The sequence below is a fragment of the Streptomyces sp. NPDC016677 genome, assembly GCF_055562815.1.
The window spans coordinates 676,457-692,004 of sequence record NZ_JBVHEO010000003.1 but is presented as its reverse complement, the minus strand read 5'-3'; the positions used below and the strand labels follow the sequence as shown (position 1 = coordinate 692,004).

Below are 15,548 nucleotides of genomic sequence, written 5' to 3'. Positions count from 1 at the left end.
AGGCATGTGCCGCCCGGAGCGACCGTATGTCGGGGTCCGTGGACGAGGCGTGGACGGGATCTTGAAGCATCGCCGCAGGTGGGGTCCAGGGAAAGACGAGGCCGCACCAACGTCGGTCGCCCCACCCCGTAGGGATCGTCACGCCGCGGGGCCGCCGGCTCAGGCCCGGGCCCAAGCCTGACGATGACGAGCGACGCTGTACACCTGCTCCACCTGGTCAGCCGTGAGCACGCCTGAGAGTGGAGCGAGTGCCGCTACCTGGCGCTCCTCGTAGACCCGGACACTGAGCTGTGTGGCAACCACCTTCAGCTCGGAGACACCGACGAAGACGAGCACCGGCTCCACCGGTACCGGGAAGTCGCAGTAACGCTCAAGCACCCGGACGACCCGGTTTGCTTCCGCCCGGCTCTTGCGCGCGTAGGGCGCCGGTTTCCCGTGATCGACTATCACGGAATCGTCCCCGACCCACACGGCCCTCTTGTTGTGGTGCTTCGTGTTGATGCTGAACACCCCACCGGGCCCGATCAGTAAGTGATCGATGTCCACTTTGTTGGCCAAGGGGATGGAATGCAGGACACGCCAACCGTGGCGCCCCAAGCGGTTCAGCTCGGCTCCCACTCGCCGCTCCCCCTCCAACCCCTTCCGCCAGGAATCCCACTCAGTGGGTCGCCGAAGAACCCGCGCGATCACTCGCTCCAACAGTCCCGGTCCGGATTCATCGAGCAGATCACGCAAGGAGGCCCCGGGAGGGTTCACGGCCAGATCGTCCGCCGGCGTCAGAGGCGGCAGCGTCGGCCGCTCTGCGACCCCGGGCGCCCTGTCTGGCGAAGCCGGCTCCGTGAGCTTCTGTAAGTGCTGTGTGAGCACGGCGATCACGTCGTCGTGATACGCCGCCCGCAAAACCGTGATGTCCCCCGTCATGGCATTTGCCCAACCGGCCGCAGTGCCGTCCGGCATGTTGGCATACAGGCGATCTCGCCCGTACCGCTTCCAGCGCGTGACGCGCAGCTCCACAAAGCCCCCCTGTGCTCTCGCATTGACGTTGCCGACATGCCAGCAGCAAGCGAGGGAAGGCCACAAGACCGCAGGGCAAGGGGCGCGGCCGAACCTGCTCTTTCCAGATGAAGCACCGTCCCAGGTACAGCATGAAACGACTGAGGCCCCAGGCGGCGTGCCTGAGGCCTCAGTGTGGGTGCGGGTTGTCTCACTCGTACTCGCGCAGCAGATCCTCGATACGTCGGTTGGCGACGTCCTGTCGTCCGTCGAGGCACTTCGCGTAGCGGGTCAGCAGGACCTCGACGCTGTTGCCGGCGCGCTCGGCCACCTCTGTCGGGTCGACCCCGGCGTTGAGCCACGTCGACAGCGCCGAGTGCCGGAGGTCGTACGGCCGACTCGCGAGCGGCGAGGCCGCGACGGCCGGCGGAAGCGCGAGGAGCCGGGCCTCCTGCCACACGCGGTAGTAGGTCGAGGACGGGACGACCGAGCCCTTCTCACTGAAGAACAGCCGCCCGTCGTCCGCCGTGCCGAAGGTGGCCAGGTGCTCACGGAGCACGGCGACGAGGTGCGGCGGGATGGGCACCCTCCTGACGTCCTCGGTCGGCCGGTTCTTCAGCCCGCGGTCGTCATGGGTCTCCCCCGAGTCGGTCCACTGCTTGCCGACGGACGGACGAGTCCGGTGGAGCAGCGCCGAGCCCCAGCCCTGCCCGGGAAGGTTCAGGTCCGTCTCGGCGAGGCCGACCGCTTCCGCCAGCCGGAGACCGCCGAAGTACATGGCGGCGGACAGACCCACGAGGCGACGACCACGGGCACGCCGGTACCCGCCCACGTAGGAAACCGCCGCCAGGAGGTTCCGCGCCTGCTCCGGGTTGGCGACGACCCGCGGATCGACCTGGTTGGACACCTTCGGTTTCTGCCAGCGGACAGCCGTGATGGGGTTCTCCCGCAGCTCCCCCAGGTCGACGGCGTAATTCGCGGCGTTGACGAGCGTCCGACGCTTACGCCGCACGGTCTCCGCCGCTGCCGCCGTGCCGTCGAGCTTGAGCTTCAGCGAGTCGAGGACCGCGCGAGCCGTGGCCGGTTCAGCAAGATCGGCGAGCGGCCGGGACGCCTTGGACACCCAGTGGAGAACGTTCCGCACGTCATCCGGGACTTCCCGGTCATCGGGCCCCGGCAGCACGAAGGCCCAGTTGCGCAGTGCTCTGCGGATCACCTCATCGGACGGCCGTCCAGCACGCTCGTCGAGGAGTTCCAGCGTCACGCTGGTGAGGGCTTCGTTGATCCCGTCCCGTGTGTTGGGGGCGGCATGGGGCCACTTCATGGCGAGGTACCTGAGGGCGAAGGCGTACCACGACACGGCCGACTTCTTCTCTTCCATCGAGGCCGGAAGGCCCGATGCCGTGTCGAACTCCTCGCCGTCGCGCATCGCGCGCATGAGTTTCGTGCGGTAATGGTCGGCAAGCGCCTTAGTTCGGAAGGACTCCGAGAAGACGTTGCCCGCAACAGACCAGCGGATTCCGTACGAGGGCGTCTTGGTGTCCCGCTTACGGACGCTCCAGACCTTCACGTCGAGAGACTTCACGCCGCCGCCTCCAACTGCCGCAGCCACGTGGTGAAGTCACTCCGCCACACCCGAAGTTCTCCGTTGGGCAGCTTGAATGCAGCAGGCCCCTGGCCCAATTCGCGCCAGCGGTAGAAGGTGCGCCGGGAGACTCCGCCCAGCTCAGCGAGAATCTGCGGAACAGTCATCAGTTCGTCTCGTCGGCGGTCCACGCCGAGTCTCCTTCCGTGTCAGGGGTATCGGGTCGCTCTGAGGCAGCGAGCCAGGATTCAGCGGCGGTCAGGCCGGTGCCGGCGAAGCGCCAGTGGCGGAGGACGAGCACGGTGTCGGGGTCGGGCAGGGGGTGACCGGCTTCGGTCGCGCGTTCGCGGGCCAAAGCTTCGTTGTGGTCGGCTCGTTCCTGGCGGAGAGCGCCGAGGGTGACGGAGTAGGCGCGGGACTTGGTGGAGAAGTGGCCGCGGAAACCGAGCATGTGGGCCCATTTGCGCAGGCGGAGGTCTTCCAGTTCGGGGAGCGCCCCGAGGTGCCAGCAGGTGAGGATCATGCGCCGGGCGTGGTCGGTGACGCCGGAGCCGATCAGGTCGGTGATCGGGTTGCGGATGGGCCGGTCGAGGGTGCCGGCGGTTTCGGCTCCCTTGGTGGCGTACTTGGCGATGTAGGCGGCCACGGCGCGGCTGGACAGTTCCGAAGTGCCGTCGAAGTCGGCTGAGCGGATGGGGCGGATGTCGAGCTGGTCGCCGAAGCGAAGGGCGTACGCGTGGCCGTCGAGGACCGGACCGGGTGCCTCGGCCTCCCTGGCCGCCCAGCGAATCGCATCGGTAAGGAGTTCGGCCGTGGCCCAGGCCGGCGGGGTGTCCTCGGCACCGTCCGGGCCGTCGAGGCGAATGACGGCGTGGAAGTGGACGGCACCGCGCCGCTGGTACTCGGCGACCTTGGCGTAGGAGACCTTGAGGCAGTGCCGCAGCGCCGAACGACTCAGGCCCGCGCGGGAGGCGAGGTGCTGGCGCAGGTATGTGGTGAAGCGGCCCCAGAGCTTCCCCGCATGGGCGTTCCACAGAACGGCCGCGCGGTAGTCGTAGCGGTCCGGGTCCAGGGGTGTGCCGAGGGCGGGGTCGTCGTCCGGGTGAAGGCGTCCGCAGCGGCAACGGCCACCGCCGCGGCGGTTGTGCACGGGGCCGAAGGACGGGGCGGTGAAGGTGGCGAAGACACGGGGATGTTGGGCCACGGCCGGGCCGATGCCTTTGCCGCCGCTGAGGCCGGCCGTGACGAGGTGGAAGGTGTCTTTGCGGTACACCTCGGCGCAGGATGCGCACCGGGTTGCGCGGCGGTTGTTGCAGCGGATGAGGAGCTGTCCGGCCGGGAGGTCGCGGTCGGCGATCTCCCGGACGATCTCCCCGGTGGCGGCGTGGACGTCGAGCCGGTGGCCCTCCATTCGGATGGGCCGCTCGCAGCCGCCGAGGCGCTGGATCTGGTGGGCGTAGGCGCTGAGGTCGCCGTGCCGGGCGAGGGATGCCAGCTGGCGGATAGCTGCGGTCGGAGCCGCAGGAGTCATGTGCGGGGTCCTCCTTGCGTGGGCTTGCGGTTGGCTTTGTCGAGGGGGCTAGACAGTGCGGGACGGCCAGGAGGTCGGGGCGGTGGTGTCAGCGGCGGGCGATGACGGAGCGGACAGTGAGGGCACACACGGCCACGGATGCGGCGGTGAGGGCGACGGCAAGGAGCATGGAGACCAAGACGGCGCCGACGACCAGGACCACGGCGGTGCCGCCGCCGACCAGGGCGAGCACGGTGCCCGGCGTGAGCTGGACGACCGAACGGTTCGGGGCTGGGGTGGCGGCTGTCGATACCGGGGCGTGCGGCGTGACTGCGGTCGTTTCGACGACGGCGGGCGGGGTGGTAAGACCGGTGGGCTGCGGCATGGTCGGGACCTTCGGTCGGAACATGAGCGGTCTCCCTTCGCGGGTCACTTGAGGGCGGGGTCGATGACGGGGGCGAGCAGGCTGTCGGCGAGGAGGTAGCCGCCGAGGAGCAGTACGGCGATGAGCCACCAGGGCGGGCGGATGAGCTTGACGCCGAGGACGCCGACGACGAGCAGGGCGAGCCAGAGCGGAACATCCATGTCGGGTGGTCTCCTGTCAGGCCGGGCAGCGGTGGGTACGGGCGGCAAGTTCGGCGGCGGCGCGGCTGTCGTACTCGGCGGAGAAGTCGCATCGGGGAGCGGTGCAGGCGGCCAGGTGGCGGTTCCGGCCGCGTTCGACGTAGGAGGCGACGTTGACGGGGCCGATGCGTCGGAGGTTGCGGAAACGGCGGTTCACGGTGGGCTCCTCTCAGAGGTGTGCGGCGACGGATGCGGTCATGGACGGGGGCAGGCCGAGCCGAGTGCGGACGGCGTCGGGGTCGGCGGGGCGGCCGGTGGCCGAACGGTGTTCCTCGGCCAAGGCCCGGGCGCGGTCGACGAGGGCGGGCGGCAGGGCGACTGCAGGAGCAGGCGCCGGGGCGGGAGCGGTGGCCGGCGCGGCTGAAGGCTCGGGAGCCGGTTCGAAGTCGGCGCTGTACGGAACCTTGTGATGGGGCCCCTCCACGTCGGACGAACCGCCGTCAGGAGCCGTAGCGGCGTCCGTCGCAGGAGAGGCGGCGGGCTCTTCCGGGGTGTGCGGAGCGTGGGCCAGCAGCGTGCCGCCGAAGAAGGCGACAGCCGGCCAGCCCGCGACCGTCACGCGGAGCCAGGCGGGTACGTCGTCCAGGTCGAGGAGGCCGGCCGTGGCGACGTTGGCGCCGAGGGACGCGGCCAGGGCTACGAGGAACCACAGCCGCGGGCCGCCAGCCGCCTGGCCCGCTCGCTGTGACTGGCGCATCCGACGCCAGGCGGCGACCAGGAGCAGGTCGACACTCACGGGATAGGCCCACGCCTTCCAGCCGTCCTGTCCGGCCGCCGCGGCGACGTCGTGCAGGTGGGAGAAGGACAGGGCACCGGCGATGACGGCCTGCACGATCACGGCGTCCACGCGGGCCAGGTGGGCACGCATCGGCTCGGGCTCCTTCGGTTTCAGGCAAGGCAGGGGTAGGGACTTGGCGTGAGGCGGTCACGCCGGCCGTTGGAGGAATGTGCGGTTACCCGGTCACCGGACGCGTGGCGGGCTGCGCGACGGGAACAGCGGAAGGCTCCGCCACGACAGGTCGGAAGGCCTCCAGGCGGGGCAGTACCGGCATCAGGCCCGAAGTGTCGCGGCAGACGGCCGCCACATCTTCGAGGGTGAGGTGCGGGGAGCGGACCCGGGACCAGCCGCCGGAGGAGTCACCGACGACCGCGACGCCGGGTCGTTCGGCCGGGATCCTGGTGGCTGCCAGCGCCGCTTCTGGTGCGATGTCGCCGAGGGCCATGTTGGCGGACGTCTCATCGTTGACGCGATGGCAGACCCGCCCGGTGAGCTGGGCGCGGAGCATGGTGGCGCCCTTGCCGAGTTCAGCACCGAAGCGCTGCCCGCACACCTCCAGATAGATACCGGCCGCGCGCCCGAGCTGGGCGAGGCGGATGAGCTTGGTGACCATGACGTCCCACCGCTTCTCGTCGTCCTTGCTCGCGGCGAGGAAGAGTTCAGCGACCTCGTCGACGACGACCACGACCGGCACCGGCCGCGCCTTCTCCGGCAGGCCCCAAACGTCTGAGGTGAGCACGGCGTCCGGACCGGCCCCGCCCCTCATGCCGATGAGGCGGAAGCGTGCCTCCATCTCCTCCACCAGGACGTCAAGGAGGTCGTTCGCACGGTCCGGCGTATCGGCGAGTGCCGACAATCGGGGCGCGAAGGGCGCCAGTTCGACGCCCCACTTGCAGTCGATGCCGACGAGTGCGACGGGTTGCCGGGCCAGCCCGCAGAGCAGGTTGCGCAGGTACACGGACTTGCCCGACTGCGTTGCACCGAGGATCAGTTCGTGCGGCACGGTGCGGAAGTCCCGGACGTGCCAGTGTCCGTCCTCACGCAGTGCCAGGGGCAGGGTCAGCGGTTCGGTCCGCAGCCGCCGACGAGGGGGCCGTACGTCGGCGAGGACGTCCCAGCCGACCAACCGCAGCTCCAGCCGTCCCGGCTTGGTGGGCCGGACGTGCACGGCGTGCGCACCCCAGGCGTGCCGTAGCCGGTCAGCCGAAGCGTTGAAGTCCTCGGGTGCCTGGCCGGCCGCCATGCGCAGCCGCATCACGAGTCCGGACCCGGTCGGCAGCGGCAGCGAATGGCGAGGCGGCACGGGAGCGGCCTGTCGCCCCACCATCCGGGCGGTGGCCCGGCGCATGGCCGAGGCGGGCACCGTCAGGCCGCAGGCGTCCATGGTGGCCCGATACGTGGCGAGCACCCGCAGCGTCACGGCCGGATACCCGACCAGCCACCAGAACAGGACCGGCAGTCGACGGCGCACAACGGCCAGCGCAGCCGCCACCAGCAGCGCTAACAGCAGAATCCACAGGGCGTCGGTCATGACGCTCAGCCCTGCACCGCGGCCGGGGTGTCGACGATGACGGCGTCCGCCCGGTAGGCGATGCCGTGCCGGGTACGGCCGCCGAACTCGCTCTCCCAGGGCCGGGCGACAAGGCCGGACAGGAACACCGGTGCACCCATGGCCAGTCCTTCGCCGATGCCCTTCTCGGGCACGGTGACCTTGATCATGTCCGAGCCGCCCTGGGCGATGAACACCAGCTCCATGACCATGAGCCGGTCGTTGGTAACCGGGTCCACGGCCACCTCGCCGGTCTGCCGGTCCCTCACCTTGACCTCGGGGAGCTTGGTGACCAGCAGAGTGGCGGACGAGGTGTCCACGGGGATAACACGCATTCTGTACCTCACTTGATTCGGGCGCCCTCGTGGACGCCGAGCCGTTGAATACCCCCCTAGACAGCACAGGGAGGCGACCACCCCAACTGTCTAGGGGGGGTTGACGACTACCGTAAACCGACGTCCCGTCAACTGTCTAGGGGGGTATACGAACGTGTCGCGCGAGCGTCGATGAGACCACCCGATCTCGCAGCGGCCGGTGACGCCATTCGTGAGCCCCTCGCCCGCTTTTGGACCACCACCGTCACGGATTGTCGAGCAGGCCCAGCGCCGTATCCGCGCGGCAGTGCACGCACGCCGGCACGCCATGCTGCAGAGCTTCAACCACCTGCTCGCGGGACGCGGGACGACACCGGCCCGACTTCGTCGCTGCCCAGCAGTCCCCGGCATGAACGGCATCCACGTTCTTCCGGTTGAGCCCGTACTGGAGCAGCCAGTCCGGAGGCGGCGGCCGCATCTCCTCACCTCGCCGCCGCTCAGCCTCGCGCCGCTCCTCGTCCGCGATCCACCCGTCGAGCTGCCGCACGGCAGCCGTCGCCTGCTGCACGACCACACGGCGCGCGAAGCGCAGCAGCTCCAGTCGGGACGGTTGATCGCTCACGCGTTCGATTCTACGGTTGGGTGTGCGGCTACGACGAGGGCACCCAGTGGAGAACAGTGGCGTCGTCCCTCGCCTTTCCGCGAGGCCATCGCTGCCCGTCGGGATCGCTGTTCTCCGCTTCCCGTACACGGCGGATGAGTTCGTCCGGGCTGGCGGACGCGAGCACGTCCAGCACGTCCGTCCAGTCGGCGAGGCCGAACCGGTCGACCAGGCGTGTCGCGCCGTCGCTCAGCAGGGTCACGGACGCCAGCGACTCCAGCGGCACCGTTCCGGTGAGGGCGTGCTCGGCTGCCCGCAGTTCGGGGCCTGCGATCCAGAAGCCTCCCGGCCGGTTACGGAGTCCCGTCAGGTCGTCGCGGTACTGCGCCAGGGCGGCAGCGTGCTCGGGCGTGCCGGTGGGCAGTCGGTCGACCGACGCACGGAGTTGCTTGCCGACCTGGTCCAGGCGGTCGTCAGTGACAGCGGTCGTCTTCCCGTCCTGCCCGGCGAGGAGGAGGGTCGAGTCACCGAGGACGAGGTACTCCAGCGCTCCCCCGCCGACCCGGACCGCGACGACCGTGCTGGTCGGGCTGGCCCGGTAGGCCAGATCGCACGTGTCCTCGTGCAGGGACCGGACGCCGCGGATCGCGTCGGCGAGACAGTCGGCGAGCGACCGGACGGGATCTTGCGCGATGTTGCCCAGCAGCAGTCCGCCCAGCGTCGAGGAGAACCACGCGATGCCGTGGACGCATCCGGTCTCGGCCCCGGCGACGCCGGCACCGTCGAGGAGGACGGCCGCACCCGGAGCGGTGGCCGCGAAGTCCTCGTTCTGCTGGTCTGGTTGGGCGGGCAGCGTGCCAAAAGCGACGTTCACGCCGTCGCCTCCTCGTCGTGCAGGTAGAGGGGGCAGAGGAGTTCGGCGGATTGCGGTTCTTCGGTCTCGGGGTCGTACTCGACACTCACCAGTGTGGAGAAGTGCCGCTCCCCCACCTGTCCCCACAGCGTGCTGAGGTCGGAGGTGAGCAGGTGGACGACGCCGAGGGAGCCTGCGGTGTGGATGCCGGCGATGGCGAGGACCGAGCCGTTGCCGTCCGGTCGGGGCAGTCGGCCCAGGTATCCGACGTCGTGCGGGCGGCTCGGTTCGAGGTCCGCCCCTGCGTGGTACGCCGTGCCGGTGCGCCGGTCCACGAGCGCCCACGGCTCGCCCTCCGAGTGTTCCCAGGCGAGTACCGGGTCCTGGGCGTACAGGTCGCGCATGGCCTGGGACATGCCCGGCCCGCAGACGACGACCAAGCCGTCACGGTTGAGGTCGACCTCGCCGCTCACCTGCACGTGGCCGGAGCTGACGTCGAGCCCGTACGACTTCGCCAGCTCCTCCAGCCGCTTGCCGGAGTTCATGTCGGCCATGGCGACGACCGGACGCTTCTTCGCATCGTCCCACCGCAGCGGCGTCACCACCGTGACGGCACCCGTCCCGAAGAAGACCCCCTCAGGCGCCGGGCCGGTGTGGCGGATCTGATGAATCCGCCCACGGCTCAGGCCGGCCTTCTCGGCGATCTGCGCATAGGACATCCCTTGCGCGTGGAGGTCCTGAACCACGCGGCGGCGGAGCCGGGCGAGTTCGGTCACCTCCTGCTGCGCAGCGGCCAGCCTCGTGGTGACCTCACGCAGAAGCAGGTACGGATCATCGATCGCCATGATCCGCTGCAACTCGTCCGACATGACCACACCTCCCAGAAGTACCCAGGAGTCTAGGGCCCTAGACGGAATGGGCGGGAGGCGCCGTCCCGTACGACTTTCAACGACGAAGAAACGCGACCGCCGCCGAGGCACACCCCGAGGAGTCACCCGTCACCGCCGGCATGGCAACGGCCCCCCATCAGTGACGGGCGCCCCGTCACGCGCCCTCCCAGGCCAGCTCCGCCCACACGGAACGCCCGTCGGGCCAGTTCTTCACACCCCAGTCCTTCGCACAGGCCGCAATCAGCAGCAGCCCGCGCCCGCCCTCTTCCTGGCTGGTCACATCGCACAGGTGCGGGACCCGTTCGCCGCCCTGGTCGACCACCTCGATACGGACGAAGCCGTCGCCGAAGCCGACGACCACGAGGAACCAACCGCCTTCCGCCCCGCTCAGCGAGTGACGTACGGTGTTGGTGGCCAGTTCGCTGACGACCAGGGTGGCGTCATCAACCGGTCCCTTCTCGGCAACTAAGGCAGCGACGAAGTGACGGGCCTGGACCACTTGCTCAGCAAGACCCGGGAAGGCGCGGCACCACTTGGTACGCATGGCAAGCTCCTTGTCTGCGTCTAGAGGACTAGACAGCGCGACGGCAGGCTATGCCCACACGAAGCCAGCACGCTAGGCATGCAGAGGAATTATTCCTCTAAGGGGTGACCGTGTCTCCCAGCTCGCGGAACTCCTTCATCACCCGCAACAACAGCTCACGCGCCTCGTCCCCGAAGACGGCTGCCTCTTGGAAGCGGTGGAAGGTCTCCTCGTACGCAGCCACCTCGGCGGAGGCGGCTGACACTCGCTCACCGGTGAATGCCTCGATCACGACGGCCTGCTGGTCGCACAGCGTGAATCCGTGCCGAGGCAGAAGCGGCACCGGGCGGCGCCACGGGATGACGCCGAGCCGGACGGTGCTCAGGCTCTCGACGGCGAGCAGCCGGTCGAGCTGGGCGAGCATCAGCGCCGGCGTGCCCGGCCAGGTCCGCAGCACGGCTTCCGTCAGCACGAACACCGACTCACGCCCCGGCTCGTACAACACGCTCTGCCGCTCCACACGCGCAGCGACAGCCCGACCGACCGCCTCAGGGGTCAAGTCCGGCGCGCTCTCGAAGACGTGACGGGCGTACTCCGCGCTCTGGAGCAGGGCAGGCAGAACGACGCACTGGAAGGACCGCACCGACCGAGCACCGCGAACCGCATCATCAACCACGAGCCCAGCGGGCAGCCCCGCCGATTCCGAGTCGGTGGCGATCGCAGACTCGACGGCGACGAGGAGGTCACGTACTTCACCGGCCGCCGACTCATCGAGATTGAGCGCCCGGCACAGCCGGTCCAGCACATCGACGCTGGGGACCATGCGCCCGGTTTCCACCTTGGAGACCGTCGGCTGACCAACGCCAGCCCGCTGAGCCAGAACAGCACCCGTCAGACCAGCCTCCACACGCAGAGCCCGAAGACGTGCCCCAAGCACCCGCATCCGCTCGCGCCGTTCACTCCCCATACCCAGGGTTCTACACCACGAGCCGACAGCGACCAGGCGCAAGAGCAGCATCAACAGCCGTCGGCATGAGCGTGATTCAAAGTCTCTCTACTGGTTCAAGGCGGCTCGCTCCGCTCCCCGCGCGCGGCCCGGCCCCCGGCCGGGCCTGCGCTCCTGTCTCCGCCCCGCTCCAGCCCGGCCGGCGCCCGTGCGGCGCTCAGAGCAGTTAGCCGCCTGAAGCCAGAGAAGGGGTACGTCGTGGCTGGGGCGGTCGGCTCCGCGGCTTTAGGCAGCCACTTTGGCGCGAGCCTCGAAGATCATGGCCCCAACGTCGTGCTTTAGCGGGCAGGTCCACAGACTGCCCGACGCGCCGGAAGCTTACGGGGCCATGATCACTCGCGCCAAAGCAGCTCCAGCCCAAAGCCGCTCCACCGACCTCGTTGCCTAGTGGCGGCGGGGCAGTGCCCTCAAGATTGATGGCGGGACGAACAAGGTCACACGCCTCTCGCATGTGCGGCCCCTCGACTACGCTCATCGCTGGCGTTGAGAAGAGACATGCCGTGCTGGCCCGAGCAGAGTCAGCGCGGCCGGGGAGAGCTGGTTACAGGGTGTATAGCGCGCAGCAGAGCCGCATCGAGAGCTTCATCTGGGGGATCGCAGACGATGTTCTACGCGACGTGTACGTCCGCGGTAAGTACCGCGACGTGATCCTCCCCATGCTCGTTCTCCGGCGCTTCGATGCGGTGCTGGAGAAGACCAAGGACGAGGTCCTCCGGACCTACGAGGACCTCAAGAGCCTAGGACTGATCGATCCCGCGGAGCTGGACCCCCCCTTGCGGGAGGTGGCCAAAGAGGCGTTCTACAACACCTCCCCCTTCACCCTCCAAAAGCTGGCCAAGCGGACCACCGCACAGCAGCTCCGTACCGACTTCGAAGCGTACCTGGACGGCTTCTCGCCGAATGTCAAGGAGATCCTCGACAACTTCGAGTTCCGCAACCAGATCCCCAAGTTGTCCCGTAACGACACTCTGGGCATGCTGATCAACAAGTTGCTGTCATCGGAGATCAACCTCTCCCCTGAGCCCGTAGTCGATGCTTACGGGCGAGTCCGGCTTCCGGGTCTCGACAACCACGCCATGGGCACGATATTCGAGAACCTGGTGCGCCGGTTCAACGAAGAGAACAACGAGGAAGCCGGCGAACACTGGACCCCGCGTGACGTGGTCAAGCTCATGACCCGGCTGATGTTCCTGCCCGTCGCAGATGAGATTAAGGGTGGCACCTATCTGCTCTATGACGGCGCGTGCGGCACTGGCGGCATGCTAACAGTTGCAGAGGAGACCCTGCGCAAGCTCTCGGCCGAGCATGGCTGGGAGGATGTCGTCACCCGGCTGTATGGCCAGGAGATCAACTCCGAGACATACGCCATCTGCAAGGCGGACATGCTTCTGAAGGGCGACGGCGAGGCGGCCGACAACATCAAGGGCGGACCCGAGTGGTCCACACTCTCAAACGATGCCTTCCCCGACAAGCGCTTCGACTTTATGCTCGCCAACCCTCCGTACGGAAAGAGCTGGAAATCCGACCAGGAACGCCTTGGCGGGAAGGCAAACATCTCCGACCCTCGGTTCAATGTGATCTTCAAAGGCGAGACAGCGCCATCTTCATTGGTCACGAGCTCCAGCGACGGCCAGATGATGTTCCTGGCGAACATGGTCTCGAAAATGAAGACCGACTCGCGGTTGGGTAGCCGGATCGCCGAGATCCACAATGGTTCATCCCTCTTCACTGGGGACGCTGGCAGCGGCGAGAGCAACATCCGACGTTGGATCATCGAGAACGACTGGCTCGAAGCGATCGTCGCGCTCCCACTGAATATGTTCTACAACACAGGCATCGCCACTTACATCTGGGTGATCACCAACCGAAAAACCAAGGCGCGCGAGGGCAAGGTGCAGTTGATCGACGCCACTGGCTGGTCGAGCCCTCTGCCGAAGAATCTGGGCAGCAAGAATTGCGAGCTGTCCCCGGCCGACACCGAGCGCGTTACCCAGGCCTTCCAGGACTTCACACAGACTGAGCATTCGAAGATCTTCCCGAACGAGGAGTTCGGCTACTGGAAGATCACGGTGGAGCGACCGCTACGGCTGCGTAGCCAATTCACGAAAGAACGCGTGGAAGCACTACGATTCGCCTCGGGTGACGCGGAAGCACGAGAACTGCTCTATGAAAAGTTCGGCGACGATCTGTACACGAACTTCGTAAGCGTAGCCAAGCAGGTGCGGGAGCAGTTGGAGCTGTGGGCGCGCGCGACTGACTCTGACGAAGACGAGGCAGACGCTGGTGTGCCAGCCCTCAAGGAAGCTGCGCGCAAGAAACTACTGAATCCTGCGACGTGGGAGCGGGATGGACAACTGGTCACGGTGGGCACCAAATTGCTCGGCGAACTCGGCGAGCAGGTCTTCGACGACTACAACGAGTTCGATCGTCAGGCCGGCGAGGCGATGGGTCGGCTCGGCTTCAAGCTCAGCGCAGCCAACCGCAAGGCGTTGCTGCGTGGCGTGAGCTGGCGCGACGAGACGGCGAAGCCGGTGATCCTCAAGCGTCACAAAATCGATACGGAAGCGCGCCCTCTGTACGGCCTGTACGAAATCGAGGAGCCGATGCGCGCGAAGTCTGGGAAGCCCCAGCCTCGTGTCGTCGAGTATGAGTCCGACAGCGAGCTACGCGATACGGAGCAAGTGCCGCTCCTGGAACCCGGTGGTATCGAGGCGTTCTTCAGCCGCGAAGTCCTTCCGTACGCGGAAGACGCGTGGATCAAGGAGAGCGCTACGAAGAAGGGTTATGAGATCAGCTTCGCACGGCACTTCTACAAGTCTCCAGCCCTGCGCAGTCTGGAAGCGATCCAGGCAGACATTGTGGACCTCGAAAGGGAGGCTGAAGGGCTGTTGGATGGGCTGTTCGGCGAGGTCGCACGATGACAAACGGCCTGGTCGGCTACCCCGACTATCGCAATACCAACCTCGCCTGGTGCCCAAGCATCCCAGCTCACTGGGAAGTTCGGCGCAACGGAGGATTGTTTCGCCAGATCAACGAGACGGGTCACCCTAACCTTCCCATCCTTGAGGTCTCTCTGCGCACCGGAGTTCGCGTGCGGGACCTGGCTAATGGCTCACGCAAGCAGGTCATGACCAATCGGGAGCAGTACAAGCGGGCTATCCGCGGCGACATCGCGTACAACATGATGCGCATGTGGCAAGGCGCCCTTGGAGTAACTCCGACGGACGGTCTCATCAGCCCTGCGTATGTAGTTGCCAGGCCATACGCGGGAATAAACAGCGAATACTACGCCCGCTTGTTCCGTACCAGTTTGTACCTGAGTGAGGTAAACAAGTACTCGCGGGGGATCGTCGCCGACCGGAACAGACTCTACTGGTCAGAGTTCAAGCAGATCCCGTCACTGGTACCGCCACCGCAGGAACAACAGGCAATCGTCACATACGCGCGACACATCGAGCGTCAGGTGGGAGGTGCAATCGGCAACAAACAACGGCTGATCTCCCTGATGCACGAGCAGCGGCGCACCATCATCGGAAATGCCTTGCGGCGGGGTATCGAACCGATGCCCGACACAATCGAGACCGGGATTCCCTGGATCGGCGCTGTTCCTCGCACGTGGAAGATCTCACGCGTCAAAACAGAGTTTGCCTGCGAGGACCGCAAACGTATTCCACTGAGCAGCGAGGAGCGGGGAAGGCAGACACATCGCCAGTACGATTACTACGGGGCGTCTGGAGTAATCGACCAGGTCAACGACTTCATTTTCGAAGGCGAGCGGCTATTGATCGCCGAAGACGGCGCCAACCTTGTGCTGCGCAACCTACCTTTGGCAATCATCGCGACCGGCAAATATTGGGTGAACAATCATGCCCACGTTCTGCGCCCGCGCTTCGGAGATATCACCTATCTGTCCTGGCTAATGGAGTCGATCGACTACCGGCCATGGATCAGCGGAGCCGCACAGCCGAAACTCACTCAGGACCGCCTCATGGCGATAAACATCGCGGTCCCTCCGATCACCGAACAGCATGAGATCGTCCACCGCGTTCAAACGTTGGTAGCGCCAATCGACCGAGCAATGGAACGCACCCGGCGCGAGATAGATTTTCTCCACGAGTACCAGGCCCGCCTGATCACCGGCATGGTCACCGGTGAGCTCGACGTCCGCGCCGCCGCGGCCGCGCTGCCTGACGTGGACCCGCACGACCCCGCCCTGGTCTCGGCGTACGACGCCGACGGGGATGGGATGAACGCTGAGCTGGATGGTGACGACGCAACCGAGGAGTCAGTGTGAGCGGCAGGGCAAGGTTGTACGGGGGGAC

17 protein-coding genes are annotated in these 15,548 nt (G+C 67.1%); 2 read left to right on the top strand and 15 right to left on the bottom strand.

Going from position 1 to position 15,548, the window contains the following annotated elements; all coding sequences use genetic code 11:
* Window positions 1-159 precede the first annotated feature (159 nt).
* The 15 genes from ACZ3IG_RS12930 to ACZ3IG_RS12860 all read right to left on the bottom strand — a co-directional run bounded on the left by ACZ3IG_RS12930 (window position 160) and on the right by ACZ3IG_RS12860 (window position 11,187).
* Window positions 160-1,014: a nuclease-related domain-containing protein gene (locus ACZ3IG_RS12930; protein WP_467431475.1), complete on the bottom strand. Its 855-nt coding sequence runs from the start codon at window positions 1,012-1,014 to the stop codon at window positions 160-162.
* Between the two features lie 190 nt (window positions 1,015-1,204).
* Window positions 1,205-2,578 carry a tyrosine-type recombinase/integrase gene (locus tag ACZ3IG_RS12925; RefSeq protein ID WP_467431473.1) on the bottom strand — a complete coding sequence of 458 codons (1,374 nt, stop codon included), beginning with the start codon at window positions 2,576-2,578 and terminating at the stop codon, window positions 1,205-1,207.
* Window positions 2,575-2,745 carry a helix-turn-helix transcriptional regulator gene (locus ACZ3IG_RS12920; RefSeq protein WP_033275543.1) on the bottom strand — a complete coding sequence of 57 codons (171 nt, stop codon included), beginning with the start codon at window positions 2,743-2,745 and terminating at the stop codon, window positions 2,575-2,577. The genes ACZ3IG_RS12925 and ACZ3IG_RS12920 overlap by 4 nt, the downstream gene beginning before the upstream one ends.
* Window positions 2,745-4,109 (bottom strand): replication initiator, encoded by a 1,365-nt coding sequence (locus ACZ3IG_RS12915; protein ID WP_467431472.1) that lies wholly within the window; start codon window positions 4,107-4,109, stop codon window positions 2,745-2,747. The genes ACZ3IG_RS12920 and ACZ3IG_RS12915 overlap by 1 nt, the downstream gene beginning before the upstream one ends.
* 88 nt (window positions 4,110-4,197) lie before the next feature.
* Window positions 4,198-4,497, bottom strand: coding sequence for a SpdD-like protein (locus ACZ3IG_RS12910; RefSeq protein WP_467431471.1), 300 nt, complete (start codon window positions 4,495-4,497; stop codon window positions 4,198-4,200).
* A gap of 20 nt (window positions 4,498-4,517) precedes the next feature.
* Window positions 4,518-4,673 (bottom strand): hypothetical protein, encoded by a 156-nt coding sequence (locus ACZ3IG_RS12905; RefSeq protein WP_006134826.1) that lies wholly within the window; start codon window positions 4,671-4,673, stop codon window positions 4,518-4,520.
* 16 nt (window positions 4,674-4,689) lie between these two features.
* Window positions 4,690-4,869 (bottom strand): mobile element transfer protein, encoded by a 180-nt coding sequence (locus ACZ3IG_RS12900; RefSeq protein ID WP_019524147.1) that lies wholly within the window; start codon window positions 4,867-4,869, stop codon window positions 4,690-4,692.
* A 12-nt stretch (window positions 4,870-4,881) separates the two neighbouring features.
* Window positions 4,882-5,580, bottom strand: coding sequence for a DUF2637 domain-containing protein (locus ACZ3IG_RS12895; protein WP_397891249.1), 699 nt, complete (start codon window positions 5,578-5,580; stop codon window positions 4,882-4,884).
* 85 nt (window positions 5,581-5,665) lie between these two features.
* Window positions 5,666-7,021: an FtsK/SpoIIIE domain-containing protein gene (locus ACZ3IG_RS12890; protein WP_467431468.1), complete on the bottom strand. Its 1,356-nt coding sequence runs from the start codon at window positions 7,019-7,021 to the stop codon at window positions 5,666-5,668.
* 5 nt (window positions 7,022-7,026) lie between these two features.
* The gene (locus ACZ3IG_RS12885; protein WP_467431467.1) at window positions 7,027-7,374 is read right to left on the bottom strand and encodes an SCO3933 family regulatory protein; all 348 of its coding nucleotides are present in this window, start codon (window positions 7,372-7,374) and stop codon (window positions 7,027-7,029) included.
* Window positions 7,375-7,618: 244 nt separating this feature from the next.
* Window positions 7,619-7,975 (bottom strand): DUF6233 domain-containing protein, encoded by a 357-nt coding sequence (locus tag ACZ3IG_RS12880; RefSeq protein WP_380881946.1) that lies wholly within the window; start codon window positions 7,973-7,975, stop codon window positions 7,619-7,621.
* Between the two features lie 28 nt (window positions 7,976-8,003).
* Window positions 8,004-8,828, bottom strand: coding sequence for a protein phosphatase 2C domain-containing protein (locus tag ACZ3IG_RS12875; protein WP_467431466.1), 825 nt, complete (start codon window positions 8,826-8,828; stop codon window positions 8,004-8,006).
* Entirely contained in the window at window positions 8,825-9,676 is an 852-nt protein-coding gene (locus ACZ3IG_RS12870; RefSeq protein WP_382059671.1) for a sigma factor-like helix-turn-helix DNA-binding protein, read from the bottom strand. Before ACZ3IG_RS12870 ends, ACZ3IG_RS12875 begins: the two co-directional genes overlap by 4 nt.
* 175 nt (window positions 9,677-9,851) lie before the next feature.
* Entirely contained in the window at window positions 9,852-10,241 is a 390-nt protein-coding gene (locus ACZ3IG_RS12865) for an ATP-binding protein (RefSeq protein ID WP_467431464.1), read from the bottom strand.
* A 97-nt stretch (window positions 10,242-10,338) separates the two neighbouring features.
* Entirely contained in the window at window positions 10,339-11,187 is an 849-nt protein-coding gene (locus ACZ3IG_RS12860; protein WP_467431462.1) for a helix-turn-helix domain-containing protein, read from the bottom strand.
* A 587-nt stretch (window positions 11,188-11,774) separates the two neighbouring features.
* Here ACZ3IG_RS12860 and ACZ3IG_RS12855 point away from each other — a divergent pair.
* Complete coding sequence (locus tag ACZ3IG_RS12855) at window positions 11,775-14,147, top strand: type I restriction-modification system subunit M (RefSeq protein ID WP_467431460.1); 2,373 nt, start codon at window positions 11,775-11,777, stop codon at window positions 14,145-14,147.
* Window positions 14,144-15,520 carry a restriction endonuclease subunit S gene (locus tag ACZ3IG_RS12850; RefSeq protein ID WP_467431458.1) on the top strand — a complete coding sequence of 459 codons (1,377 nt, stop codon included), beginning with the start codon at window positions 14,144-14,146 and terminating at the stop codon, window positions 15,518-15,520. The genes ACZ3IG_RS12855 and ACZ3IG_RS12850 overlap by 4 nt, the downstream gene beginning before the upstream one ends.
* Window positions 15,521-15,548: the final 28 nt, after the last annotated feature.

Bases quoted from the DNA above. Each gene is read 5' to 3' on its own strand.
- ACZ3IG_RS12920 (WP_033275543.1), bottom strand. From the start codon at position 2,745: ATGACTGTTCCGCAGATTCTCGCTGAGCTGGGCGGAGTCTCCCGGCGC.
- ACZ3IG_RS12915 (WP_467431472.1), bottom strand. From the start codon at position 4,109: ATGACTCCTGCGGCTCCGACCGCAGCTATCCGCCAGCTGGCATCCCTC.
- ACZ3IG_RS12910 (WP_467431471.1), bottom strand. From the start codon at position 4,497: ATGTTCCGACCGAAGGTCCCGACCATGCCGCAGCCCACCGGTCTTACC.
- ACZ3IG_RS12905 (WP_006134826.1), bottom strand. From the start codon at position 4,673: ATGGATGTTCCGCTCTGGCTCGCCCTGCTCGTCGTCGGCGTCCTCGGC.
- ACZ3IG_RS12895 (WP_397891249.1), bottom strand. From the start codon at position 5,580: ATGCGTGCCCACCTGGCCCGCGTGGACGCCGTGATCGTGCAGGCCGTC.
- ACZ3IG_RS12890 (WP_467431468.1), bottom strand. From the start codon at position 7,021: ATGACCGACGCCCTGTGGATTCTGCTGTTAGCGCTGCTGGTGGCGGCT.
- ACZ3IG_RS12885 (WP_467431467.1), bottom strand. From the start codon at position 7,374: ATGCGTGTTATCCCCGTGGACACCTCGTCCGCCACTCTGCTGGTCACC.
- ACZ3IG_RS12870 (WP_382059671.1), bottom strand. From the start codon at position 9,676: ATGTCGGACGAGTTGCAGCGGATCATGGCGATCGATGATCCGTACCTG.
- ACZ3IG_RS12865 (WP_467431464.1), bottom strand. From the start codon at position 10,241: ATGCGTACCAAGTGGTGCCGCGCCTTCCCGGGTCTTGCTGAGCAAGTG.
- ACZ3IG_RS12860 (WP_467431462.1), bottom strand. From the start codon at position 11,187: ATGGGGAGTGAACGGCGCGAGCGGATGCGGGTGCTTGGGGCACGTCTT.
- ACZ3IG_RS12850 (WP_467431458.1), top strand. From the start codon at position 14,144: ATGACAAACGGCCTGGTCGGCTACCCCGACTATCGCAATACCAACCTC.